The organism is Neobacillus sp. SAB-20_R2A, from assembly GCF_049568635.1.
GTDB classification, from domain to species: domain Bacteria; phylum Bacillota; class Bacilli; order Bacillales; family Cytobacillaceae; genus Neobacillus; species Neobacillus citreus.
The window spans coordinates 4,929,336-4,952,446 of the sequence record NZ_CP145895.1; the positions used below are offsets into that span (position 1 = coordinate 4,929,336).

24 protein-coding genes and 2 riboswitches are annotated in these 23,111 nt (G+C 42.8%); of the genes, 2 read left to right on the forward strand and 22 right to left on the reverse strand.

Annotated features, from left to right (window positions below; translation table 11 throughout):
• Nucleotides 1-11 precede the first annotated feature (11 nt).
• The 9 genes from sufU to V5M37_RS24365 form a co-directional block, all read right to left on the reverse strand.
• Entirely contained in the window at nt 12-449 is a 438-nt protein-coding gene (gene sufU, locus V5M37_RS24325) for a Fe-S cluster assembly sulfur transfer protein SufU (protein ID WP_423799480.1), read from the reverse strand.
• Nucleotides 439-1,668: a cysteine desulfurase gene (locus V5M37_RS24330; protein WP_423799481.1), complete on the reverse strand. Its 1,230-nt coding sequence runs from the start codon at nt 1,666-1,668 to the stop codon at nt 439-441. Before V5M37_RS24330 ends, sufU begins: the two co-directional genes overlap by 11 nt.
• A complete protein-coding gene (gene sufD / locus V5M37_RS24335; RefSeq protein ID WP_423799482.1) occupies nt 1,668-2,978 on the reverse strand; it encodes a Fe-S cluster assembly protein SufD in 1,311 nt (436 codons plus the stop codon). The genes V5M37_RS24330 and sufD overlap by 1 nt, the downstream gene beginning before the upstream one ends.
• Before the next feature lie 24 nt (nt 2,979-3,002).
• Complete coding sequence (gene sufC, locus V5M37_RS24340) at nt 3,003-3,788, reverse strand: Fe-S cluster assembly ATPase SufC (protein ID WP_423799483.1); 786 nt, start codon at nt 3,786-3,788, stop codon at nt 3,003-3,005.
• Between the two features lie 373 nt (nt 3,789-4,161).
• Nucleotides 4,162-4,992: a MetQ/NlpA family ABC transporter substrate-binding protein gene (locus V5M37_RS24345; RefSeq protein WP_217032090.1), complete on the reverse strand. Its 831-nt coding sequence runs from the start codon at nt 4,990-4,992 to the stop codon at nt 4,162-4,164.
• 15 nt (nt 4,993-5,007) lie between these two features.
• The gene (locus V5M37_RS24350; RefSeq protein WP_423799484.1) at nt 5,008-5,673 is read right to left on the reverse strand and encodes a methionine ABC transporter permease; all 666 of its coding nucleotides are present in this window, start codon (nt 5,671-5,673) and stop codon (nt 5,008-5,010) included.
• Nucleotides 5,666-6,691: a methionine ABC transporter ATP-binding protein gene (locus V5M37_RS24355; RefSeq protein WP_423799485.1), complete on the reverse strand. Its 1,026-nt coding sequence runs from the start codon at nt 6,689-6,691 to the stop codon at nt 5,666-5,668. The genes V5M37_RS24350 and V5M37_RS24355 overlap by 8 nt, the downstream gene beginning before the upstream one ends.
• Before the next feature lie 122 nt (nt 6,692-6,813).
• Nucleotides 6,814-6,920, reverse strand: a riboswitch (SAM riboswitch).
• Nucleotides 6,921-7,045: 125 nt separating this feature from the next.
• Nucleotides 7,046-8,362: an O-acetylhomoserine aminocarboxypropyltransferase/cysteine synthase family protein gene (locus V5M37_RS24360; protein ID WP_423799486.1), complete on the reverse strand. Its 1,317-nt coding sequence runs from the start codon at nt 8,360-8,362 to the stop codon at nt 7,046-7,048.
• A gap of 69 nt (nt 8,363-8,431) precedes the next feature.
• Nucleotides 8,432-8,534: riboswitch (SAM riboswitch) on the reverse strand.
• 81 nt (nt 8,535-8,615) lie between these two features.
• Nucleotides 8,616-8,972 carry an SCP2 sterol-binding domain-containing protein gene (locus V5M37_RS24365; RefSeq protein WP_423799487.1) on the reverse strand — a complete coding sequence of 119 codons (357 nt, stop codon included), beginning with the start codon at nt 8,970-8,972 and terminating at the stop codon, nt 8,616-8,618.
• A gap of 245 nt (nt 8,973-9,217) precedes the next feature.
• On the opposite strand from V5M37_RS24365, the gene V5M37_RS24370 reads away from it, so the two are divergent.
• Entirely contained in the window at nt 9,218-10,132 is a 915-nt protein-coding gene (locus V5M37_RS24370) for a nuclease-related domain-containing protein (protein WP_423799488.1), read from the forward strand.
• Nucleotides 10,133-10,832: 700 nt separating this feature from the next.
• On the opposite strand, the gene V5M37_RS24375 is transcribed toward V5M37_RS24370, so the two are convergent.
• The 8 genes from V5M37_RS24375 to V5M37_RS24410 all read right to left on the reverse strand — a co-directional run bounded on the left by V5M37_RS24375 (nt 10,833) and on the right by V5M37_RS24410 (nt 18,527).
• Nucleotides 10,833-11,147 carry a thioredoxin family protein gene (locus V5M37_RS24375; RefSeq protein ID WP_423799489.1) on the reverse strand — a complete coding sequence of 105 codons (315 nt, stop codon included), beginning with the start codon at nt 11,145-11,147 and terminating at the stop codon, nt 10,833-10,835.
• A gap of 8 nt (nt 11,148-11,155) precedes the next feature.
• Nucleotides 11,156-11,512: a toprim domain-containing protein gene (locus V5M37_RS24380; protein ID WP_213117825.1), complete on the reverse strand. Its 357-nt coding sequence runs from the start codon at nt 11,510-11,512 to the stop codon at nt 11,156-11,158.
• 145 nt (nt 11,513-11,657) lie between these two features.
• Nucleotides 11,658-11,897 (reverse strand): YusG family protein, encoded by a 240-nt coding sequence (locus V5M37_RS24385; protein WP_423799490.1) that lies wholly within the window; start codon nt 11,895-11,897, stop codon nt 11,658-11,660.
• A 109-nt stretch (nt 11,898-12,006) separates the two neighbouring features.
• Nucleotides 12,007-12,390 (reverse strand): glycine cleavage system protein GcvH, encoded by a 384-nt coding sequence (gene gcvH / locus V5M37_RS24390; RefSeq protein WP_423799491.1) that lies wholly within the window; start codon nt 12,388-12,390, stop codon nt 12,007-12,009.
• A gap of 73 nt (nt 12,391-12,463) precedes the next feature.
• On the reverse strand, nt 12,464-12,823 hold the full coding sequence (locus V5M37_RS24395) for an arsenate reductase family protein (RefSeq protein WP_217032103.1): 360 nt from the start codon (nt 12,821-12,823) through the stop codon (nt 12,464-12,466).
• 179 nt (nt 12,824-13,002) lie between these two features.
• Nucleotides 13,003-14,784, reverse strand: a complete 1,782-nt coding sequence (locus tag V5M37_RS24400) for an acyl-CoA dehydrogenase family protein (protein WP_423799492.1) — start codon at nt 14,782-14,784, stop codon at nt 13,003-13,005.
• A 73-nt stretch (nt 14,785-14,857) separates the two neighbouring features.
• A complete protein-coding gene (locus tag V5M37_RS24405) occupies nt 14,858-16,033 on the reverse strand; it encodes an acetyl-CoA C-acetyltransferase (RefSeq protein ID WP_423799493.1) in 1,176 nt (391 codons plus the stop codon).
• A gap of 109 nt (nt 16,034-16,142) precedes the next feature.
• Nucleotides 16,143-18,527: a 3-hydroxyacyl-CoA dehydrogenase/enoyl-CoA hydratase family protein gene (locus tag V5M37_RS24410; protein ID WP_423799494.1), complete on the reverse strand. Its 2,385-nt coding sequence runs from the start codon at nt 18,525-18,527 to the stop codon at nt 16,143-16,145.
• A 223-nt stretch (nt 18,528-18,750) separates the two neighbouring features.
• Between V5M37_RS24410 and V5M37_RS24415 the strand changes: the two genes are divergently transcribed.
• The gene (locus tag V5M37_RS24415; RefSeq protein ID WP_213117818.1) at nt 18,751-18,882 is read left to right on the forward strand and encodes a YuzL family protein; all 132 of its coding nucleotides are present in this window, start codon (nt 18,751-18,753) and stop codon (nt 18,880-18,882) included.
• Between the two features lie 165 nt (nt 18,883-19,047).
• Here V5M37_RS24415 and V5M37_RS24420 read toward each other — a convergent pair whose 3' ends face one another.
• From V5M37_RS24420 to V5M37_RS24440, 5 genes are read right to left on the reverse strand one after another with little or no spacing between them, the layout of a single operon-like run.
• Entirely contained in the window at nt 19,048-19,299 is a 252-nt protein-coding gene (locus V5M37_RS24420) for a DUF2573 family protein (protein WP_378582858.1), read from the reverse strand.
• Nucleotides 19,259-20,056 carry an IucA/IucC family C-terminal-domain containing protein gene (locus V5M37_RS24425; RefSeq protein WP_423799495.1) on the reverse strand — a complete coding sequence of 266 codons (798 nt, stop codon included), beginning with the start codon at nt 20,054-20,056 and terminating at the stop codon, nt 19,259-19,261. Before V5M37_RS24425 ends, V5M37_RS24420 begins: the two co-directional genes overlap by 41 nt.
• Nucleotides 20,049-20,870, reverse strand: a complete 822-nt coding sequence (locus tag V5M37_RS24430; RefSeq protein WP_423799496.1) for an ABC transporter ATP-binding protein — start codon at nt 20,868-20,870, stop codon at nt 20,049-20,051. The genes V5M37_RS24425 and V5M37_RS24430 overlap by 8 nt, the downstream gene beginning before the upstream one ends.
• Before the next feature lie 25 nt (nt 20,871-20,895).
• A complete protein-coding gene (locus V5M37_RS24435) occupies nt 20,896-21,951 on the reverse strand; it encodes a FecCD family ABC transporter permease (protein WP_423799497.1) in 1,056 nt (351 codons plus the stop codon).
• Nucleotides 21,951-22,952, reverse strand: a complete 1,002-nt coding sequence (locus V5M37_RS24440; RefSeq protein WP_423799498.1) for a FecCD family ABC transporter permease — start codon at nt 22,950-22,952, stop codon at nt 21,951-21,953. Before V5M37_RS24440 ends, V5M37_RS24435 begins: the two co-directional genes overlap by 1 nt.
• Between the last annotated feature and the right edge of the window lie 159 nt (nt 22,953-23,111).

Below are 23,111 nucleotides of genomic sequence, written 5' to 3' on the forward strand. Positions count from 1 at the left end.
TCAGAACCGTTTTAATCTTGATTCTCTTCTTTCAAGCTTTTTTCCATTGCCTTCCAAGCCAATGTTGCGCATTTAATTCTGGCTGGAAACTTGGCAACCCCTTGAAGTGCTTCGATATCGCCTAAATCGATATCATCATCCACTTCTTTGCCTTGCATCATATCCGAAAAAATCTTTGACAGCTTTAATGCGTCTTCGATTTTCTGACCTTTAATGGCCTGCGTCATCATCGATGCAGATGACATGGAAATCGAACAGCCTTCCCCTTCCTGCTTGGCATCAACAACAATGCCGTCCTCCACCTTCAACGTTAATTGAATCCGGTCACCGCAGGTCGGGTTATTCATATTGATCGTATGGCTTCCATCCTCCAAAACTCCGCGGTTGCGCGGGTTTTTGTAATGGTCCATGATTACTCTTCGGTAAAGTGCATCTAAGTTAGAAGACATCGCTGAAATACTCCTTCGTTTTGACAAGCCCTTCTACGAGTTTATCAATATCTTCTTCTGTGTTGTATAGGTAAAAGCTGGCACGAGCTGTTGCCGATGCCTTAAGCCATCTCATCAACGGCTGGGCGCAGTGATGGCCGGCGCGGACAGCGATTCCTTCCGCATCCAGAACCGTCGCTACATCATGCGGGTGAACATCACTTAAATTGAAAGTCACTAGACCAGCGCGTTTAGCCGGATCATGCGGTCCATAAATCGTGATGCCTTCAACAGTTGACATTTTTTCCAGCGCATAGGCTGCAAGCTTATGTTCATGCTCGACAATATTGTCTAAACCGACTTCATTTAAAAAGTCAATCGCCGCACCAAGACCAATGGCACCAGCAATAATAGGTGTTCCGCCCTCGAACTTCCACGGCAGCTCTTTCCAGGTTGATTCATATAATTCCACGAAATCAATCATTTCACCGCCGAATTCAACCGGCTCCATTTTTTCAAGCAGATGCTTTTTCCCGTAAAGGACACCAATCCCGGTTGGTCCGCACATCTTATGGCCGGAAAAAGCAAGGAAATCACAATCTAAATCTTGAACATCAATTTTCATATGCGGAGCACTTTGTGCACCGTCAACTACCATAATAGCGCCATTTTCATGGGCAATCTTGGCGATTTCTTTAACAGGATTGATGACGCCAAGCACGTTTGATACCTGCATCACCGACACAATTTTTGTGTTTGGTGTGATCGTCGAGCGAACATCATCTAATGAAATCGTTCCATCCTCTTGGAGAGGAATGTATTTCAGCTGAGCACCAGTCCGTTTAGCTACCTGCTGCCATGGGATGATATTGCTGTGGTGCTCCATATAGGTAATGACGATTTCGTCGCCTTCCTTCAGGTTGGCGGCGCCGTAGCTTGCCGCCACCGTGTTAAGGGAGGTCGTCGTTCCTCTTGTAAAAATAACTTCTTGAATGGATTTAGCATTGATGAACTTACGGACCTTTTCACGGGCACCTTCGTAAGCATCTGTTGCTTTTGTACCTAATGTATGCACACCGCGGTGGACATTTGAATTGTACTCGCGGTAGTATCTGTCAAGTGTTTCAATAACTTGGACGGGCTTCTGCGATGTCGCAGAGCTATCCAGATAAACTAATGGCTTGCCGTTAACTTCCTGGTCTAAAATAGGAAACAGTTTGCGAATATCCTGGATATTCATTATCTTACTTTCCTTTCAATAACTTCCACTAATTGCTGTTTTACTTTCTCAATTGGAAGCTGATTTACCACCGGTGCAAGGAAGCCATGAATGACTAAACGTTCCGCTTCCTTCTTCGGAATACCGCGGCTCATCAAATAATATAATTGCACTGGGTCAACGCGTCCTACAGAAGCAGCGTGGCCAGCCATAACATCATCTTCATCGATTAATAAAATTGGATTCGCATCGCCGCGAGCTTTTTCACTAAGCATTAACACGCGCGATGTTTGCTCAGCGTCAGATTTAGAGGCGCCGTGTTCAATTTTGCCAATTCCGTTGAAGATAGAAGTAGCGCTATCCTTAACAACGCCATGATTCAAGATATTTCCTATTGTATGTCTGCCAAAATGAACAACCTTTGTTGTAAAGTTTTGGGTCTGCGCACCCCGTCCGACCACAACGGTTTTCGTATCGCCATTAGAACCGTCACCAAGGAGATTGGTAGTATTTTCAGAAATGGTATTGCCTTCATTCATCATGCCAAGCGACCACTCGATTCGGGAATCGCGGCCGGTGACACCGCGGCGGTTCACATAGGTTGTGATGCCTTTTGCCAAAGTATCGACAGCACCGTATTGCACCTTTGCATTTGTATTGGCAATTACCTCTGTCAGGATGTTTGCCAAGGTATTGGACTCTTCCACTGTGGAAATATAGTTTTCCACATATGTTAAAGAGCTGTTATCTTCTGCGACGACAAGAACATGGTTAAACAGGTTTGCTTCCGCATTGTCATGAACGAAAACTGCTTGAATCGGTTCCGCAATTTCGATGTTCTTCGGAACATACAGGAAAGCACCGCCATTGACAAATGCAGCATGAAGAGCAGTCAAACGGTGCTCATCAGCATTGATCGCCTGTGTCATATAATATTTTTTCAATAAATCGCCGTGCTCTCTAGCAGCAGTAAAAATATCGGTAAACACAACACCCTTTGCCTTTAGGTCTTCTGAAAGAGAAATAAAGGCTGGCGTTTGGTTGCGCTGAATATATAAATTTTGTTTTGCCGCATCCAAATCAACTAATGCTTTAACCTCTTCTGGCAATTCTGCCAAAGATGTATATGGAGCACTTTTAACTGTATGCTGCTCAAACTGTGTAAAATTCCATTTATCTATTTTTGTTTTATCTGGCCGAGGCATTGGCAGTTCGTGAAAATGCTCAAGTGCCTTCAGTCGAAGCTCTTCAAACCAAGCAGGCTCGCTCTTTTCTTTTGAAAAAGAGCTCACAAAACCCTTATCAAACGGTAATGTTATTTCTGTTGTCATTGCTAACCCTCCTAACAAAAGCTTTTAAGCTTCTTGCTCAACTGTTTCATCTTCAATACCAAGCTCTTGCTTGATCCAGTCATATCCTTCTGCTTCTAAGCGCTGTGCAAGCTCTGGCCCGCCGGATTTTACAACACGGCCTTGCATCATCACATGCACATGGTCAGGAGTGATATAGTTTAACAGACGTTGATAGTGAGTAATAATTAAGCAGCCGAAATTCTCACCGCGCATTTCGTTGACACCTTTCGATACTACCTTTAAGGCATCGATATCAAGTCCGGAGTCGATTTCATCGAGAATCGCAATCTTTGGCTCCAACATCATTAATTGCAGGATTTCATTGCGCTTTTTCTCACCGCCGGAGAAGCCTTCATTAAGGTAACGCTGCGCCATATCTAGATCCATTTCAAGGTATTCCATTTGCTTATCCATTTTACGAATGAATTTCATTAAAGAAATTTCGTTGCCTTCGCCAAGACGGGCGTTAATCGCCGAACGCAAGAAGTCAGCATTCGTTACACCGTTAATTTCGCTTGGGTATTGCATGGCTAAAAATAGTCCAGCACGAGCGCGCTCATCTACTTCCATTTCTAAAACATCTTGCCCATCAAGCGTAATGCTGCCGCTTGTTACTTCATATTTAGGGTGACCCATGATAGCAGAAGATAATGTAGATTTACCAGTTCCGTTAGGACCCATAATGGCGTGAATTTCTCCGCCTTTTATTTCAAGGTTGACACCCTTTAAAATTTCTTTCCCATCAATTGCTACGTGCAGATCTTTGATTGTTAAAGTTGATCCAGCCATATTCATACCTCCGAAAATGTATTGTATCTTTGCAGACAGATTTTTTAAGATCTTCCACATTCATTCTCACTTTATTCTCATTACAATCTTATAACAAATGAAATTTGTTAGCAACTTTTTAATAGTAATAACTAGCATGTATTTTCACTAAGAACATGCTAAATGAGAATAGCAGGAAGTTTTTAATGAAAATTCAGATAAAGACTTTTTATGTAATACAAGCCCGAATAAAATGATACCTTATTTTTTGCTAAAATGCCATGGGTGGTTATGGCATCTATTTTTTACTACTTAATGAGCTTTCATGTAATGAATGCAGAAAAGCCAGTGAATCCTCACTGACTTTTCTGCAATATTGCTGCATATTTAATAATTACTCGGTTGCCGCGATAACAGCACCTTTGTATTTATCCTTAATAAAATCTTGAATTTCTTTCGATTGAAGAACCTCTACAAGTGTTTTGATTTCTTTACGGTCTTTGTCTTCTGAACGAACTACTACAAGGTTGGCTGGAACCACGTCACTGCCTTCAAAGGCAATACCATATTTTCCAATATCAATGCCGCCTTCTAATGCATAGTTAGTATTAATGGCAACCGCATCACCTTCACCGTTTTCAAAGGAAGATGCTAATAATTTTGCTTCAATTAATTTAGGGAACTTCAGGTTCTTTGGATTTTCAACGATATCATCTATTCTTGCGTTTGCACCAACGCCTTCTTTAAGCTTGATTAATCCAGCCTTTTCAAAAATCGGCAGGATACGGCCGTGGTCGCTTAAAGAATCACTCATAATAATGGTTGCACCATTTGGAAGATCTTTTAGACTTTTATACTTTTTTGAGTAAATGCCGATTGGTTCTTTATGAACCCCGCCCACACTGACAAAATCAAAATCTTTATTTTCTTTCATTTGCAGATCTAAATACCCAGGTGTTTGGAAATAGTTTGCATCTATTTCTTTATCCTTTAGTGCTACGTTTGGCAGAATATAGTCTTGGAAAACTTGAATTTCTAAATCAATACCTTTTTTCTTCAATATTGGCTTTGCAGCTTCAAGTACTTCTGCGTGTGGTACAGCAGTTGCACCAACAACTAATTTTTTGTTCCCATCTTTATCTGCTGAATCATTTTTTGCACCTCCGCAGGCCGCTAAGGCAAATACGGTAAACGCAATGAAGATCAAACCCAGAACTTTTTTCATTTTTTACTCCTCCTGTTAACGTTTATCTGTTCTCTTTGTAAAATAATCTCCAATAAATTGGATAATAAAAACTAAGATTAAAATAGCAATTGTTGCCACTAATGTAACCATTGGCCTGTTGCGTTGAAAGCCTTCTAAATAGGCAAAATGGCCAAGTCCACCAGCTCCAATGACCCCAGCCATTGCAGTAAAGCCAACAAGTGAAATCGCCGTAACGGTAATCCCAGAAATTAATGCTGGCAAGGATTCTGGTATTAATACCTTAAAAATAATATGTCCATGTGTTGCCCCCATTGATTGGGATGCTTCAATCACACCTTTATCAATCTCCCTAAGGGCGATTTCCACCATTCGAGCATAAAACGGTGCTGCTCCAATAATCAGTGCCGGGAGTGCAGCATTGGCACCGAGCATTGTCCCAACGAGAACTTTAGTAAAAGGGATTAATAAAACAATTAAGATAATAAAGGGAATGGATCTAAAAATATTTACAAAGCCAGCAATAATAATGTTTACTCCGCGGCTTTGCCATATGTTTCCTTTACTCGTTAGAAATAGCAGCAGGCCTAGTAACAAGCCCAAAACAAATGTCGCAAGGACCGAGATGGCGGTCATATAGATCGTTTCACGTGTTGCCAGTAACAGCTCATCCCACTTAACTAATTCCATAAAGTCAGCCATTACTGATCACCTCCACGCCCACTTGCTGCGAGTGAATATAATCGATGGCTTTCTGAATTTCATTAGCTTGGCCATCCAAATGAATAAATAATGTTCCATAAGACCCGTTTTGCGTATGAGAAATATTCCCTTGGAGAATATTTACTACGACATCAAAATCACGAATCACACGTGTGATTAATGGCTGTTCTGTTGCTTCCCCAAGAAACGATAGTTGAATGACCTTTCCATGAGGATAGCGCTCTAGCAAATGCTCTGCTGTTTCCTTTGTTTTTTCCGGTTCGGTTACCTGCTGGACAAACCGTTTCGTAATCGGCTGCTGAGGGTTTTTAAATACATCAAGCACCGGACCAAGCTCGACAATCCTCCCGCTTTCCATGACCGCTACTCGATGACAGATTTTCCGGATGACGTGCATTTCGTGAGTAATCAGCACAATCGTTAAGCCGAATTGTTTATTGATATTCACTAAAAGGTCGAGAATAGAGTCTGTTGTTTGTGGGTCGAGCGCTGATGTTGCCTCGTCACATAACAGCACCTTTGGGTTATTGGCAAGGGCCCGGGCAATCCCGACCCGCTGCTTCTGCCCGCCGCTCAACTGTGAAGGGTAGGCGTCACCTCTGCCTTCAAGGCCAACTAATTTGATCAACTCTTCAACTCGTTTTTTCCTTTCCGGCGCGCTCACTCCGGCAATCTCTAATGGAAAAGCGATATTTTCGCTGACTGTTCTTGACCAAAGTAGATTGAAGTGCTGGAAAATCATGCTGATTTCCTGACGGGCTTTTCTAAGCTCTGCACCTTTTATTTTTGAAATCTCCCGGCCAGCCACGTTGACAGTTCCACCCGTAGGCAGCTCAAGGCCATTTAACATGCGGATTAAGGTACTTTTACCAGCCCCGCTATATCCAATCACACCAAAGATTTCTCCTTCTTTTATATCCAGGTTTACTTCATCAACAGCTTTTAACTGTCCCTGCTTGGTAGAAAAAATCTTTCGTACATTTTTAATGGAAATCATTGAATCACCTACTTCTTGTCCTTATTATAGGATTTGATAATTTTCATGAAAGAATTCTATTTTAGTAAAATAAAAAGCCTCTCCGCAAAGGCAGAAAGGCATCATTATCAAATGAATCCTTTCTCCCATCTTTCAAAGCCGCAGGCTTTGTGTGAATTGGCACCATTTCAATAAAATTGACGGTTGCCGGGCTTCATAGGGCACATCCCTCCACCTCTCTTGATAAGAGCAAAAGCTATCCTATATTTAATTATACATGCATTAATACTATTATTATGAAAGTAATAGTATCACGGTTAGATAGTAGTGTCAACGACAAAATTCTACATTTTCAAAAAACTATATAAGGAAAATTTAGGCATTTGCTTTTAAAGATGTTAAGCCTGTTGCAGCTTCGATTGCGTCCTCTAAATCTTCCACTAAGTCCTCAACATTTTCGATTCCAATGGAAAGACGGATCAAGTCCTCGGAAACACCGGCTGACTTTAATCCTTCCGAATCCAGCTGCTGATGTGTGGTGCTTGCAGGGTGGATAATTAAGCTCTTGGCATCGCCGACATTGGCCACGTGCGCCCATAGGGTGATTGCATCGATTAATTTCGCACCGGCTTCTCTTCCGCCTTTAATACCAAATACAACCATCGAACCAGCGCCCTTAGGTAAATATTTTTGCGCCAATTCGTAATCAGGATGTGATGGATGTCCCGGATAAGAAACCCATTCAACCGCAGGATGATTATTCAAGTATTCCACTACCTTTTTGGTGTTGGCGACATGCTCTTTCATCCGTACATGAAGCGTTTCTAACCCAAGAACAAACTGGAATGAGCTTTGCGGGCTTAGTGCCGGCCCCAAGTCCCGGAGAAGCTGTACGCGTGCTTTAATAATATAAGCAACCGGTCCAAGCGCCTCAGCATAGACAAGATCATGATAGCTGGAGTCTGGCGTTGTAAAGCCAGGGAATTTCGGTGAATTCCAATCGAACTTGCCTCCGTCGACAATAATGCCCCCTGTAGTTGTTCCATTACCTAATATCCACTTGGTTGCGGAGTGAACGACGATATCAGCGCCATGCTCAATTGGACGGCATAGGTATGGTGTTGCAAAGGTGTTGTCCACGATAAGAGGAACCCCTGCTTCATGAGCAATATTGGCTACCTTTTCAATATCAAGGATTCTTAAGCTTGGGTTGCCGATCGTTTCAGCGAAAACAGCTTTTGTTTTTTCCGTTATGACGGCACGGAAGTTTTCCGGATTCTCAGGGTCGACAAACTTCACATTAATCCCATATTTAGGCAGGGTCACTGCAAATAGATTATACGTTCCGCCATATAGATTGGATGCAGCAACAATCTCATCACCCGCTTCGGCAATGTTTAAGATGGCCAATGTGATGGCAGACATACCGCTTGCCACTGCCAGTGCGCCAACGCCGCCTTCTAGGAGCGATACTCTTTCTTCGAAAACAGTTGTGGTTGGATTGTGAATCCTTGTGTATATGTACCCAGGTTCCGCTAAGGCGAATAGGTTGGCGGCATGCTCTGTGCTTTTGAATTGGTAGGCGTTATTTTGATAGATAGGTAGCGCCCGTGCTCCTGTTACAGGGTCTGGTGAGAGACCACCGTGAACACTTAGTGTTTCAAACCTTAACTTCTTTTGTTTTTCTGACATAGTTCTTATTCCCTCCCAATATAAAAATAAAACCCATGCTTCCTATAAGAAGATGGGGGTTCTCCGCTCTTCTTATCTTTCAGAGCCCGTTTGCTCTGCTGGATTTAGCACCGTGTGGTCCACCGGTTGCCGGGCTTCAACGGGCCAGTCCCTCCGCCGCTCCTGATAAGAATGTATATTTAGTTTGCTGTTCGTTGCTTGAATATTCTAAAAAAATAATACCTGAACTTTAATTCCGAGTCAATACCTTTGATTAAATTATTTCGGCAAGATTTGTCTGGGCTTTAGTTAAATAAAATAGTGATTCCAGTAGTAATATGGTCCTTAGTGCCCCTTTTACGTTCAGGGCGCCAATCCGTTGCAGTACCCTTAATCTTTCTTGCCCTTCCAGAAGTTGCTTTAGTTCTTGCGGGCCGCCGTGGATTTGGCAATTTGCCTGATCCGGGTGTGAGTCATAGAGGGCGAATATTTCCCCGTTTTTAATAACCAGTTGAAACGATTGCTGTTCGGTGGTGCTTAGGTTAATCCTTAGTTCTGCGTGCTGAATTAGCGGAAGAATATGTCCTTGGTCTTTGAATGTTTTTAAAAAGCTATTAACCTCTTCTATCATTTTAATCACTCCGAAATCCTCGTCTATACCAATTACTATTCAGCAGCGATTCGCCTATTCCTTTATGAATTGCTCGACATTATCTTCGAACAGGTGGGGAAATATTAACATTTCCCGAGAAATATGTCGGACTATGCAAGATTCTGGTAATGTTAACAAAATATTCATACATTCTAATTTGCGTTTCAGTAAGTTGGAGTAAAATTGGATATGGGTATTTTTAATTATTTGAGAGGATGTGGACTATGCCTATACCAAAAAAATCGCGCGGAGTACCAAAGGAGTTGCTTATGTTACGGGCCTTAAACCCGCGTATGGCACTTGCTGATACAGACAGGAGAAAGTATTACACTCTTGAAAAAGGCTATCAAGGAGAATTGATGTTTGATGCTATTTCTGAAGGATTGAAGAATAACTGCATCGTATTAAATGACTTGCTCTTTAAATTGAAAGGAAAATACTTTCAAATCGATACGATTATTATTTTTCAAAAAACAATTTACCTGATTGATGTTAAAAATTTTGAAGGAGACTATATTTATAAATCTGATCCCGACCGTTTTTGTAAAAATGATACCGAAATTGACGACCCTATCCTTCAATTGTTGAAGGCAGAGTCCAAGCTGCGGCAGCTTCTCGAAGAGTACAGATTTAATCTGCCGGTTGAATCCTACGTGGTTCATATTAGCCCCACATTTACCCTATACAATGCTCCTCAAAACAATCATGTTATTCTCTCAACACAACTCAATCGCTTCATAAGAAAATTAGAAAATATCCCATCAAACCTGAATGGTGGCCATGAGAGACTGGCAGACCTGTTAATTTCTTTGGATCAAGGTGATTATCCAAATGCTACAAAGCCCGCTTATAGATATGAGGAGCTGATAAAGGGTCCATATTGTTCGAACTGCAATTCATTTTCGGTTTCTGTTGGGGAGAGGAAAATGGTTTGTAATGCGTGTGGGTGTGAGGAGAAACTAGAGTCTGCGGTGCTGCGGTGTGTGAGGGAGTTACGATTACTTTTTCCTGAAAGGAAGATTAGTACGAATTTGGTGTTTGAGTGGTGCGGGAAGAAGATTGACAAAAGGAAAATTAGAAGGATTTTACAGAAGCATTTTACCACTAGAGGGAAAGTGAAATATTCTTATTACGAATAACTTGGTGTGAATTCGATCCATTTCTTCAAAAGTAATTATGTGGTTAATCGTATTACTTTTTTGTTTTTATTACAAATTTTTACTTTAGGGCGCTTATGAATCTTTTATAGATTATCCCACCCTCTCAGACCGGTGAATTCGGTCTTATGAACCCTTTATAAGACCATTTCCACCCTCTCTGACCGGTGAGTTTGGTCTTTTGAACCCTTTATAAGACCATTTCCACCCTCTCTGATCGGTGAGTTTGGTCTTATGAACCCTTTATAAGACCATTTCCACCCTCTTTGGCCTACTAATCTGGTCTTATGAATCCTTTATAAGACCATTTCCATTCTCTCTCACCAGCGAATCTGGTCTTATGAATCCTTTATAAGACCAGATCCACACTCTCTCACCAGAGAATCTGGTCTTATGAATCCTTTATAAGACCATTTCCATTCTCTCTCACCAGCGAATCTGTCTTATGAATCCTTTATAAGACCATTTCTCTCTCTCCAACTAACGAATCCGGTCTTATGAACCCTTTATAAGACAATTCCATTCTCTCTCACCAGCGAATCTGGTCTTATGAATCCTTTATAAAATCATTTCTCTCTCTCCAACTAACGAATCTGGTCTTATGATTTATAAGATCATTTTCACCAAATTTACCCATATACTATAGCTTTATAAAAAAACAGACGCCCCACCCGGCGTCTGCTCATCCTCTCAAATACCCTTTTATTTTCTCCAACAAATACGGAACCGAATGAAATGCATAAAGCGTCTCTGCAACACGCCCACCTTCCACAAACAATAAACACGGCACACTCTCAATCGCAAAAGACTGAGCCAAATCGGGGTAGTAGTTTAGGTTCATTTTTCCAATACTAACATCCCCAAGTGCTGCCTCCGCGACAACTAGCATTTTCCCGGCCACTTGGCAGGTCCCGCACATGGGTGTATAAAAGTAAACTACGCCGCGCTCGCCACTCTCCCAAAACGCGGAAAATTCATCTCGATTCCATTCTAACATCAGTAACTTCAGCCCATCTCTAAAAACTCTTTATGCACGTCAATGTTTGCCCCCAGCAAAACCGTTGCTAAGTGGTGCTCTGGGGCGGTTGCCACTTCGCGGTACATTCGGTCTATATATAAATGCTCTGCATTTGGAAATTCTCTTTTAAAAAGCTTGCGCAGCTTTTCACCTGCAGCGTCGGCGTCAACAAGAATGTAGACATCTTTGTCCTCAAGAATATCAATCCACTCATCCAACTTTGTGTGGCTAATGGTCCCGTTTGTACAAATTATTTCGACGGGCTCTTTTAAAATATTCTTGACCTTGTTTTTGTCCGACTTTCCTTCCACAATAAGAACTTTGTCAACATACGAATCATTCATCATCCATCACCTGATATGAAGTGGTTTACTGTTAACATATTCCGGAATTACTAATACGTGTACACATCTTTGTATGTCAACTATACCATCATTAGTATTTTTAAAATAGGAATTTGCTTAAAAGATGATGGAATCTTTTCATTTCTCAGCACCATCCACCATCATCACAGTCAGTATACTTGGCATCCCGGCCCTCTGTTGTGGTGACATGCTGATATATTTTTTGGCCTTCGGCTTCAAAATGATGTTCAAGCTTCATTTGAACATTCTCTGGAAGCTTACATATGCCGATTGACTGATTTTCCAAAAACAGCTCTAATTCTCCATTTTTGAGCTTGCCCACTACCCGGTCTGTTACGTCTATCTTATGTTGATTCAATGTCATTTTTTCCACCTGCCATATAATTTTATTTATAGTTTCCCCATTAACGCAGAAGAAAAAGTGGTAATAAAAAGAAAAAGCACCCGCAATGGGCGCTTTTTTGCTCAAAAAATTAATCTTCTTTAATCATTTCTTCGTATTGCTCAGCAGTCAGCAGTTCATCCAGCTCGCCGCTATTTGAGACTTCAACCACGATCATCCATGCTTTTTCATATGGAGATTCGTTCACATATTCAGGGTTATCGTTCAGGTCTTCGTTAATTTCAACAACCTTGCCGCTTACCGGAGAATAAAGTTCGGAAACCGTCTTAACAGACTCAACGCTGCCGAATGGTTCGCCGGCATTGATTTCATCGCCGACTTCAGGAAGTTCAACGAAAACGATGTCTCCTAATTCATGCTGTGCAAAGTCGGTGATTCCAATACGCACGAGGCTGCCTTCGTTTTTTACCCATTCATGTTCTTCAGTATAACGCAATTCTTTTGGTGTACTCATTGTCTAAATCCCTCCATGATTTTGCTAATAATATCTATCATCGAAATAAATCGATTGCCATTTTAATGATGGACTATTTCGTCCATACTTTCTCAAACTCATCTTCTTTAAAGCCGACAGTGACATGTTCACCGTCTGTTAAAATCGGGCGTTTCAGCAACATGCCATCAGACGCAAGCAAGTCTAACAGTTCATCTTCGGAAGCGGTCTTTAATTTGTCTTTAACGCCTAATTCACGATATTTCATTCCGCTAGTGTTGAAAAACTTCTTTAATTCCAAGCCGCTTTTTTGATAAAAATCTCGAATTTCCTCACGGGATGGAGGGTTTTCCACGATATGTACAGGCTCGTAATTAACTTCATGCTGGTCAAGCCACTTTTTTGCGTTTCGACATGTTCCGCACTTCGGATACCAGTAAAAAGTCAAAGACATCCTTTCACCGCCTTTTACTAAAATTCAGTCATAATTGAATATTACCATAACTATTTTCAAAATAAAAAATATCCAACCAAACAATTCGACTAATTTCGTGAAAATCCTGCCAAGTTTCGAAAAAATTCTAAAATAAAAAAGGGGCCCCTACATGAACAAAAGGGACCCGGTACAAGATATTAAACTAAATAACGTTCTGCTTCGATGATGACATCGGCAGCTTCGCGTTTTTTCGCAATTACGTTGATTGGAGTGTGGCGAGTCAGCTTTCTTAGTGTCGAAAGCATCATGCGCAGCATGTCGCCTTGTTCAACAGCCACAAGTGTTTCTTTGGCAACAGCTTCGATACGGTTGAACGCTTCTTGGCAGAAGATTTGAGTGTAAAGAAGCTTCTGCTGGTTCTTTTCTGCACCGTCTTTGGCAATTGCTTTTTCAGTACGTAACACAACAGATTCCATTGAATATACGTCTGAAATGATATCAGCGATATTTGCAAGGATTTCTTGCTCTTTTTCAAGGGCCTTGCCAAATTTTTGAGCTGATAAACCAGCGGCAACTAGCGCAAGCTTCTTAGCTTGCTTTACTAGATATTTTTCCTGTGCTAATGGCTCATCGCCTGGCTCTTCAGGCATTAACATCATTAATTCTTCTTGAAGGGCCATTGCTTTTTGGAATAATGGAAGCTCGCCTTTGATCGCTTTTTTCACAAGCGTTCCTGGAACAAGAAGACGGTTGATTTCGTTTGTTCCTTCGAAAATACGCTGGATACGGGCGTCACGGTATGCTCTTTCAATTGGGTACTCCTGCATGAAGCCGTAACCGCCATGGATTTGTACACCTTCATCAACCACATGGGCAAGCACTTCACTGCCGAAGAATTTGTTTAATGAACACTCAATTGCATATTCAGCGATAGAATCCGCAAGTTTCTTAATATCTTTAGTTTCTTCATCGGAAAGCTTGCCTTGGTTTTCTTCATATAGGCCGATTGTACGCCATACGGAGCTTTCAGCAGCATAAATTTCAGAAGCCAATGTTCCGAACTTTTCTTTTGTTAAATTAAATTGAGAAATTGGTGTTTTGAATTGCTGACGGCCGTTTGCATATTTTACAGTCATTTCAAATGCTTTCTTGGAACCGCCCACAGCACCAATTGCAAGCTTGTAACGACCGATATTTAAGATGTTGAACGCGATAACATGGCCTTTGCCGATTTCGCCTAATAGGTTTTCAACTGGAACTGGGACATCTTCTAAAATAAGGGTACGAGTGGATGAGCTCTTGATCCCCATTTTCTTTTCTTCAGCGCCGGTAGAAACGCCAGGGAAGCTACGGTCTACGATAAATGCTGAGAACTTTTCACCGTCAATTTTAGCGTAAACAACAAATACATCTGCGAAGCCGGCGTTGGTGATCCATTGCTTTTCGCCGTTTAGAATATAGTGAGTGCCTTCTGCATTTAATTTGGCAGTCGTTCTTGCGCCTAGAGCGTCAGAACCTGAACCTGGCTCAGTTAGTGCGTAAGCGGCAAGTTTTTCACCAGATGCAAGAGCTGGTAAATAACGTTTCTTTTGGTCTTCGTTACCGAATAAAACGATTGGCAGTGAACCGATACCTACGTGTGCACCGTGGGAAAGCGCGAAACCGCCGCCGCCGGCCATTTTTTCAGTAATTAAAGATGAAGTGATTTTGTCCAAGCCTAAACCTTCGTACTCTTCAGGAACGTCAGCAGCTAATAGACCTAGTTCGCCAGCTTCCTTTAAAAGCTTGACAGTAATATCAAATTCATGGTTTTCAAGACGCTCAAGAACAGGATGAACTTCTTTTTCCACAAAGTCTTCAGCTGTCTTGGCAATCATTAAATGCTCTTCCGTAAAATCTTCCGGGGTAAAGATTTGATCATAAGTAAGATCTTCAATTAAAAAGGCTCCGCCTTTAACGATTTTTTTAGTTTCAGTCATCGAAAATTCCTCCTAATTTTAAATTGGCAGGGTGGGGGCGACTCGCTCGAGGGCAGGGCCGCCGCCAAATAAATTAAAGTAATTCGAATACGCCTGCAGCACCCATTCCGCCGCCGATACACATGGTAACGACACCGAATTGTTCCTGTCTGCGTCTAAGTTCATTGATTAGCGTTAAAGTTAATTTTGCACCTGTACAGCCAAGCGGGTGGCCTAATGCAATCGCACCGCCGTTTACGTTCACTTTTTCTTCATCAAGGCCAAGCTCGCGGATGACCTGGATGGACTGGGAAGCAAAGGCTTCGTTTAATTCAAACAGGTTGATATCGGAAACCTCAAGGCCAGCGAGCTTAAGTGCCTTTGGAACGGCAACAACAGGACCGACACCCATGATTTCCGGCGGAACGCCACCGACAGCGAAGGAGCGGAATCTTGCTAATGGCTTAAGGCCAAGCGCTTCTGCTTTTTCACGGTCCATAATCATTACTGCAGCCGCACCATCACTTGTTTGTGATGCATTACCGGCAGTTACTGAACCTGTTACCGAGAATGCAGGACGAAGCTTTGCAAGTGTTTCAAGATTCGTTTCCGGACGAACACCTTCATCGACAGAAAACTTGATTGTTTTTTCAACCAGTTTATTGTCTTTGCCGACAGAGCGGAAAGTAACATCAACTGGAACGATTTCATCAACAAATTTGCCTTCCTGGATGGCTTTGAAAGCTCGTTGATGGCTTCTCACTGCAAAAGCATCCTGCTCTTCACGTGAAATGCCATATTTTTTCGCTACCTCTTCAGCTGTATGACCCATTCCCATGTAATATTCCGGTGCGCTTTCGACTAATTTTGCGTTTGGCCGGATCACGTGTCCGCCCATTGGCAGCAAGCTCATTGATTCCACGCCGCCGGCGATCGCTGTGTCAGTGTGCCCAAGCATGATGGACTGTGCTGCATATGCAACTGCCTGCAAACCGGATGAACAGAAACGATTGACAGTAATGGCTGGAACCGTGTGCGGAAGTCCTGCCAATGCCCCAATGTTTCTTGCCACGTTCATGCCTTGCTCTGCTTCAGGTGTCGCGCAGCCAATGACTAAATCATCGATATTTCCATCATAATTTCCGGCACGCTTTAATGTTTCTTTAACGACTAATGCCCCCAAATCATCAGGACGAACCTGGGCAAGCGTTCCTTTTTTCGATTTGCCGACCGGTGTTCTTGCTCCGGCAACGATTACCGCTTCTCTCATGCAAGTTCCCTCTCTTTCTTCCAATCTTGGAATATACGAATCTATATGGCTGCCAAGGGCACGAGGGCCCCTGGCTGTCACATAATTTTTTATGCTTAGAGCTCGTTTTCTAGTTTCTTAACGGCTTCCCTTTCACAAGCATGTGCTGCATGCGCTGCTGTGTTTTAGGTTCTTTGATTAAGCTTAAGAAAGCTTCTCTTTCAAGGTCTAATAGATATTCCTCGTCGACTTCGGTACCATATGGTACTTTACCGCCGGCAATGACGTAAGCAACTTTCTTGGCAATTTTTAAATCATGCTCAGAAATGTAGCCGGAAAGCTTCATCGCTTCCGCACCAAGTAAAAGTGTTGCATAGCCTGTTTCACCGACAACCGGAACCTTTTTCTTTACGCGTGCTTTGTAGCCTTTCTCATGTAGTGCAAGAACAGCCTGCTTCGCATCGTATAAAAGATGGTCGCCGTTGACGCTGATGCCGTCGGCTTTGCTTAAGAAGTTGTTTTCGCGTGCTTCTTCACCAGAAGTAGAAACCTTCGCAGTGGCAATTGCTTCAAAAACTTTATTGGCAACCTGCTGCAGGTCAAATTGTACGCCGTTTGGAATGTTTTCCAAGTGCTTAATGTAAAGCTCTTTGTTTCCGCCTCCGCCAGGCAGCAGGCCGACACCGACTTCAACAAGACCCATATACGTTTCAGCAGAAGCTTGAATATGTGCAGATGGCAGGCAAACCTCAGCACCGCCGCCAAGTGTCATGCCAAATGGCGCAGCGACAACCGGTTTGGCGCTGTATTTTACTTTTAATAATGCTTTGTGCAGCTGACGAACTACCATGTCAAGCTCCCAATAGTTGTCATCCTGCGCTTCCATCAGCATCATTGCCAGGTTAGCACCTACGCAGAAGTTCTTGCCCTGGTTGCCAATAACAAGGCCCTTGTAGTTTTTCTCCACTTCATCTACAGCAAAGTTGATCATTTGAATCGTGTCCATGCCAAGTGCATTGTTTGGAGAATGGAACTCTAAGAGTGCTACTCCATCACCGATATCGATTAGGCTTGCGCCGCTGTTTTTCTTAATAACGCCTTTTTGTTTCTTAATTTTCTTAAGATCAATCGCTTTTGGATTGAACTCAACAAGCTTGTATTCACCTTTATCGTAGTAGTAAAGCTCGTTATTTTCTTCTTTATAGAAGGAAGTAAAGCCTTTTTCGAGCATTTCGGTTACCCACGAAGGGACTTCCATGCCTTGTTCCTTCATCTTTGCTACCGATTTTTCAACACCGATGGCATCCCATGCTTCGAACGGTCCGTGCTCCCAGCCGAAGCCCCATTTCATGGCACGGTCGATAGAAACGATATTGTCTGCGATTTCCCCTAAAAGCTTAGCGGAATAAACTAAGTTTTGAGAGTTGGTATTCCATAAAAATTGTCCGGCACGGTCATTTGCGTAAACAAGCGCTTTCAATTTGTTGCCAGTGCCTTTCTCCTGTTTCGCCAACTCCATGGAAGGGGTGGACAGTTTTTTGCGTGGACCGTATTCAAGTGTATGTGGATCCAGTTCAAGAATTTCTTTACCTTGTTTCTTGAAGAAACCTTGCCCAGACTTGCTTCCTAACCAGCCGTTTTCAATCATTTGCTTTAGGAAAGCAGGTACTTCAAAAACTTCCTTCTCGTGACCTTCGACTTTTTCGTACACGTTTCCAGCAACGTGATAGAAAGTGTCTAGTCCAACTACATCAAGAGTTCGGAAGGTAGCACTTTTTGCACGGCCAATTAGTGGACCAGTGAGGGAATCAACTTCACCGACACTGTACCCGCCCTTTAACATTTCGCGGACAGTGACGAGCAGGCCGTAAGTTCCGATGCGGTTGGCGATAAAGTTTGGTGTATCCTTCGCTACAACGACACCTTTACCTAAGACATCCTCGCCAAATGTTTTCATGAATGAAAGCACTTCTGTGTCAGTATACTGTGTAGGGATGATCTCTAATAATTTCAGGTAGCGCGGCGGGTTGAAAAAGTGTGTTCCAAGGAAGTGCTTTTGGAAATCCTCTGAACGGCCTTCCACCATCGCTTCAACAGAGATACCAGAAGTATTGGAGCTAATGATGCTGCCTGGTTTGCGGTATTGGTCAACTTTTTCAAAAACTTGCTTCTTAACATTGAGGTTTTCAACAACTACTTCGATCACCCAGTCAACATCTTTCAGTTTCTCTAGGTCATCTTCAAGATTACCTGCTTCGATCAGCGCGATATTCTTCTTGGCTGAAAGTGGTGCTGGCTTTTGCTTAAGTAATTTTTGTATGTTTGTGGCTGCGATGCGGTTACGTACCTGTTTATCTTCTAATGTAAGTCCTTTGGCTGATTCTTCTTTTGTCAATTCACGTGGCACGATATCCAATAATAGTGTTGGAATGCCGATATTAGCTAGATGTGCCGCAATACCTGAACCCATAACTCCGGATCCTAAAACGGCTGCTTTTTTGATTAATTGGTTCAACATTGTCTCCCCCTTCAAACTTTGAATGAATCCTCATTCATTTTTTGGGTAAAAAAAATTTCAAACACCTGAATGAGTTTTACTACTAATTACTATAAGATATTTCAAAAAATTGTGCAATCGGTAAACGTGGAAAATTGAAATTTTTTTGAATAATGATTCTTCTTCTCACTACGATATATATTTTGGGGGCTGGGCAACCTATGTTTTGAGGTGATAAACGATGGCGAAAATGAAGAAAAATCCGTCTAAGGCAGGCGTCAGCGCAGCGAGTGTGCAAGGAAATGCCGGACCGGGCCGCGAAGCAAGCGGAGTGGACAAGCAAAACAGCCAGAATAGTCAATTTAAACGATAATTGTTAGAAAAAAGGTGCTCCTGGGAGCACCTTTTTTGGTGAAAATTCGCATTCCGAGTTGTCTATCGGCGAATTTATCGATTCTATCGGCGAATTCTTGACTTCTATCGGCGAATTTCAAGCTTCTATCGGCGAATCCGGCAATTCTATCGGCGAATCGAAAAATTACTTCTGCGTAGACTGCCGATGCTGTTCATTTAAGACCTTAATTTCATTAATGATCTCTTTCATCTCCGCGCGCGCTTCCGGATAAAGCGCACTCCAGTGGCCGATTAACGCTGGCATCGACTTGGCGATATGCGAGTAAAGCGCCCAAGCCTTAACTTTTTCTTTTGTCTCTCCATCAGTTTCCCCAACCAACAGCTCACTATATTTCTCAAGCAAGGCCTCGAACTGCTGAGCAAAATCCTTCTCCATCTTCCTGACACCTTCCATTCTTGACATTTAGACTGCACGGGCAAGTTTTGCAGCGTTTGCTGCTGCCCTCAAGCTGGTATGTAAAGCAGCACGTTTTTCTGATACGTACCTCCTCTGCCTGCTCATCCAAATAGATTTTTTCAACGTAATATTTTTGCAGTGGGTTCAGCTTATAGCGGCCAAATAAAGACCCTTCTGCTTCAAAAATTAAGAACGAAAAATCCTCTACTGCATTTTTATGTTCTTTTAATTGTGATTCGTACAACCAAAATATATAAACAGCAATATTTTCCCACAGAATCAATTTCGAAATACCAAATGTTTTTTCAAACAGTGTTATCAGCGGGTAAATATTTTTTGCAAAAAGCTCTTTGACCACACCTTTCCGCCATTCAGAACGTGCTTCCCTGGTATCCCAATCGTCAGCCGTAAAATCCTTGAGAGAGAAGGCCGGGAGCCAGTTTTCCAATTTAGATGCTGACTCCATCCTCACTTTATCTAACGAAACATTGATTTTTTTATTCCAGGCGGTCATCGCATAAAGCGAAATTACCGCTAAAAAGGCATATCTTTTGATAAAAATCGAGGTAGCTATTTTTTCCGAGGGAGCACCAATCGCATCAGAAAGGTCCGCCATAAAATTTTTTAAGAAGGCTTCATCAAGTAAATGAGCTGTTTCAAAGGAATCTTTCAAAGCAGCTTTAAGCCTGTATTTACTTAGTACAGCAATTTCTTCATCTGTCAGCAGTTTAACCATTGGCAGCAGCCGCCTTATCTAATATACATCTGCCTTTGCCATATGGAATGCATAGTGGAGTCCCGAACAGCGGGTCCATTGTTACCTCGCAGTCCATATCAAATACGTTTTTCACCAGGCTGCAGTTGATTACATGCTCCGGCTTTCCCTGGGCGTAGACGTTTTGATTCTTGATGGCGACAATATTATGGGCATAACGGCAGGCAAGATTTAGGTCGTGCAGCACCATGACCACCGTCCGTTTTTTCTTCTCATTTAATTCATAAAGCAAATCAAGAATCTCGATTTGGTGGGTCATATCCAAATATGTTGTCGGCTCATCAAGTAAAATAATTTCCGTATCCTGAGCCAGGGTCATGGCAATCCAGGCCCGTTGCCTTTGGCCGCCGGAAAGGGAATCCACCGGTCTGTCCTTTAAATCCTCTAGCCGTGTTGCTTTTAGGGCATCGTTTACCTTTTTCTCATCATCTTCCGACCACTGCCGCAGCCAAGTTTGGTGTGGATAGCGTCCCTGCTTAACAAGCTGCAGGACAGTTAAGCCTTCAGGTGCAGTCGGTGACTGTGGCAAAATCGCCATTTTTTTTGCAATCTCCTTTGTCGATAACTTGGAGATTGCTTTACCATCAAGAAGAACAGAGCCGCTTTTCGGCTTTAGAAGACGGGCAATTGAACGAAGCAGAGTCGATTTTCCGCATCCATTTGCACCTATAAAGACAGTAATTTCACCCTTAGGAATTTTTAAATCTAATTCCTTTATGATGAGAGTTTCTCCGTAGGATATGGACAACTCCTTTGTTTCAATCCAACTTGTCATTTAAAGCCAGCTCCTTCAGCAAGATTTAGATATTTCTAGTTTTAAAAAGTAAGTAAATAAAGTAAGGGGCACCGATTCCTGCTGTAAATACTCCTGCAGGCACCTCCAACGGTGAAAACATCGTCCGGCCGATCAGGTCCGCCAGCATCACAAGGATTCCGCCAAGCAAAGCTGAAACCGGAAGCAACGCACCAAAGGACGACCCGACAAGTCTGCGCGCCATATGCGGTGCCATTAGCCCGACAAAGCCAATGCCGCCGGCAAATGCCACGGAACCTCCGATTAATGCCGTACTAATCATTAATAATAGAAAGCGGTGCTTCTGTACCTTTTCACCCAAGCCAGTCGCTACGTCATCGCCAAGCTCTTGGATATTTAGCGTCCGCGCTGCCACAAAGGCAATAATCAAAAAAATCACTGCCCACGGGGCAAGAATGGCGACGTTTCTCCAATTGGAGCCGTAAACGGTTCCGGTAATCCAAATATTCGCCTGACTCGCCTGATAAATGGGACCCATCACCATCAAAAGGGTTGTTAATGCCTGCATAAGGGTGGAAATTCCGATTCCAATTAACACAAGCCTAATCGGTGAAACTCCATTTTTCCAAGCAAGGAAATAAACTAAAAATGCTACAACCCCAGCGCCAATAAAAGCGGCTAGCGGGAGCCAAGCAATACTGACGGTCAGCGAGTGGTTTTTGTCGCTAAATATCGCTAAAAAGCCGACAACAGCAACCGCCGCCCCGCCGGTAATTCCCAACACATCAGGAGATGCCAGCGGATTGCGGATCATCCCTTGCAAAATACCCCCAGCTGTTGCTAAACACATGCCAACAATGAGGGCGACAATAATGCGGGGCAGGCGGAAGGAGGTGATTACCAGCGTCTCCATATCCGACCCGGAGCCAAATAAAACCTTTAAAACTGTCAGAGGATTAATTTTCATTTCTCCGGATCCCGTACTCAGGACAAAAACCGCAAACGTGATGATCAGCAGGATGGTAAAAGTAATTCCAGCTTTTCGGTCCATTAAAACGGAGAACCTGCCATTAAACAGACGGAAATTTTTATATTTGCTCATCATGCATTGAACCCCTTTCTTGCAATGTATATGAAGAACGGAGTTCCAATGATGGCAGTCATCACTCCGACAGGGACCTCTGACGGCATTAATAAATATCGGGCAGCAATATCGGCTGCCAATAGTAATATGGCACCTAAAACCCCGGCCATTGGAATGACCCAGCGATGGTCAATGCCAACAATCGACCTCGTGAGATGCGGCACGACAATTCCCACAAAACCAATCGGTCCGGCCACAGCCACGGATCCGCCAGCCAATAAAATGACAAGCCCCCCAATGCCGATTTTAATGAACCCGGTATTTAACCCAAGCCCTTTCGCTACGTCTTCCCCCATAGCAAGGATATTCATTTTTCCAGAAATCAGGAGGGAGCCAAGCCAGCCTGCTCCTATGTATGGCAAGACTGAAACAAGCGTTTCCAGCTTTCGGCCGGAGACCGAGCCAGCGAGCCAAAACAGCACCTGATCCAAGAGGGCTTCGTTCAAAACGAGCAAACCTTGCGTAAAAGACGAGAACATAGCCGCCATGGCCGCACCCGCTAATGTGAGTTTCATTGGTGTTAAGCCGCCGCGTCCTACGGAGCCAATGACATAAACGCTGATGGCCGCTACCGCTGCTCCAAAGAAGGCTAACGCACTAAATCCTTGTGTACTATCAATAGAAAATAAGGTAATCGCGACTACTACAGCGAATCCTGCCCCCGCATTAATCCCAAAAATCCCGGGTGATGCCAACGGATTTTTCGTTAAGGTTTGCATTAACACCCCGGCAATAGCGAGGCTTGCTCCCACTACGGAAGCAATCAGTGCCCTCGGCAGCCGGACCGTTTGAATGATGATATGCTCATTTGAGCCATTATTGTTTGTAAAAGCGTCAATCGCCATTTGCAAATTCGTGTCTGTATATCCGAAGATGACACTGGCACACATAAGTAACAGCATTAGAATAATAGCCGCCAAAAAGCCGGCCCATTTTAAGGAGGAACTTTTTAAAAGCATGTTAAAAAACCTTTCTCTCTTTATCCTTAGTCAAATCCTCTCACTACTTTAGTCTATCGCTAATTGATAATGATTGTCAATTAAATTGATAACCGTTTTCAATTATGATGCTGCCAGCCTTCATGAAATTGTCATTGATTTTGAAAATCATTTTCAATA

Coding starts and splice junctions, on each gene's coding strand:
- sufU (WP_423799480.1), bottom strand. CDS start 449: ATGTCTTCTAACTTAGATGCACTTTACCGAAGAGTAATCATGGACCAT.
- V5M37_RS24330 (WP_423799481.1), bottom strand. CDS start 1,668: ATGAATATCCAGGATATTCGCAAACTGTTTCCTATTTTAGACCAGGAA.
- sufD (WP_423799482.1), bottom strand. CDS start 2,978: ATGACAACAGAAATAACATTACCGTTTGATAAGGGTTTTGTGAGCTCT.
- sufC (WP_423799483.1), bottom strand. CDS start 3,788: ATGGCTGGATCAACTTTAACAATCAAAGATCTGCACGTAGCAATTGAT.
- V5M37_RS24345 (WP_217032090.1), bottom strand. CDS start 4,992: ATGAAAAAAGTTCTGGGTTTGATCTTCATTGCGTTTACCGTATTTGCC.
- V5M37_RS24350 (WP_423799484.1), bottom strand. CDS start 5,673: ATGGCTGACTTTATGGAATTAGTTAAGTGGGATGAGCTGTTACTGGCA.
- V5M37_RS24355 (WP_423799485.1), bottom strand. CDS start 6,691: ATGATTTCCATTAAAAATGTACGAAAGATTTTTTCTACCAAGCAGGGA.
- V5M37_RS24360 (WP_423799486.1), bottom strand. CDS start 8,362: ATGTCAGAAAAACAAAAGAAGTTAAGGTTTGAAACACTAAGTGTTCAC.
- V5M37_RS24365 (WP_423799487.1), bottom strand. CDS start 8,972: ATGATAGAAGAGGTTAATAGCTTTTTAAAAACATTCAAAGACCAAGGA.
- V5M37_RS24370 (WP_423799488.1), top strand. CDS start 9,218: ATGCCTATACCAAAAAAATCGCGCGGAGTACCAAAGGAGTTGCTTATG.
- V5M37_RS24375 (WP_423799489.1), bottom strand. CDS start 11,147: ATGTTAGAATGGAATCGAGATGAATTTTCCGCGTTTTGGGAGAGTGGC.
- V5M37_RS24380 (WP_213117825.1), bottom strand. CDS start 11,512: ATGAATGATTCGTATGTTGACAAAGTTCTTATTGTGGAAGGAAAGTCG.
- V5M37_RS24385 (WP_423799490.1), bottom strand. CDS start 11,897: ATGACATTGAATCAACATAAGATAGACGTAACAGACCGGGTAGTGGGC.
- gcvH (WP_423799491.1), bottom strand. CDS start 12,390: ATGAGTACACCAAAAGAATTGCGTTATACTGAAGAACATGAATGGGTA.
- V5M37_RS24395 (WP_217032103.1), bottom strand. CDS start 12,823: ATGTCTTTGACTTTTTACTGGTATCCGAAGTGCGGAACATGTCGAAAC.
- V5M37_RS24400 (WP_423799492.1), bottom strand. CDS start 14,784: ATGACTGAAACTAAAAAAATCGTTAAAGGCGGAGCCTTTTTAATTGAA.
- V5M37_RS24405 (WP_423799493.1), bottom strand. CDS start 16,033: ATGAGAGAAGCGGTAATCGTTGCCGGAGCAAGAACACCGGTCGGCAAA.
- V5M37_RS24415 (WP_213117818.1), top strand. CDS start 18,751: ATGGCGAAAATGAAGAAAAATCCGTCTAAGGCAGGCGTCAGCGCAGCG.
- V5M37_RS24420 (WP_378582858.1), bottom strand. CDS start 19,299: ATGGAGAAGGATTTTGCTCAGCAGTTCGAGGCCTTGCTTGAGAAATAT.
- V5M37_RS24425 (WP_423799495.1), bottom strand. CDS start 20,056: ATGGTTAAACTGCTGACAGATGAAGAAATTGCTGTACTAAGTAAATAC.
- V5M37_RS24430 (WP_423799496.1), bottom strand. CDS start 20,870: ATGACAAGTTGGATTGAAACAAAGGAGTTGTCCATATCCTACGGAGAA.
- V5M37_RS24435 (WP_423799497.1), bottom strand. CDS start 21,951: ATGAGCAAATATAAAAATTTCCGTCTGTTTAATGGCAGGTTCTCCGTT.
- V5M37_RS24440 (WP_423799498.1), bottom strand. CDS start 22,952: ATGCTTTTAAAAAGTTCCTCCTTAAAATGGGCCGGCTTTTTGGCGGCT.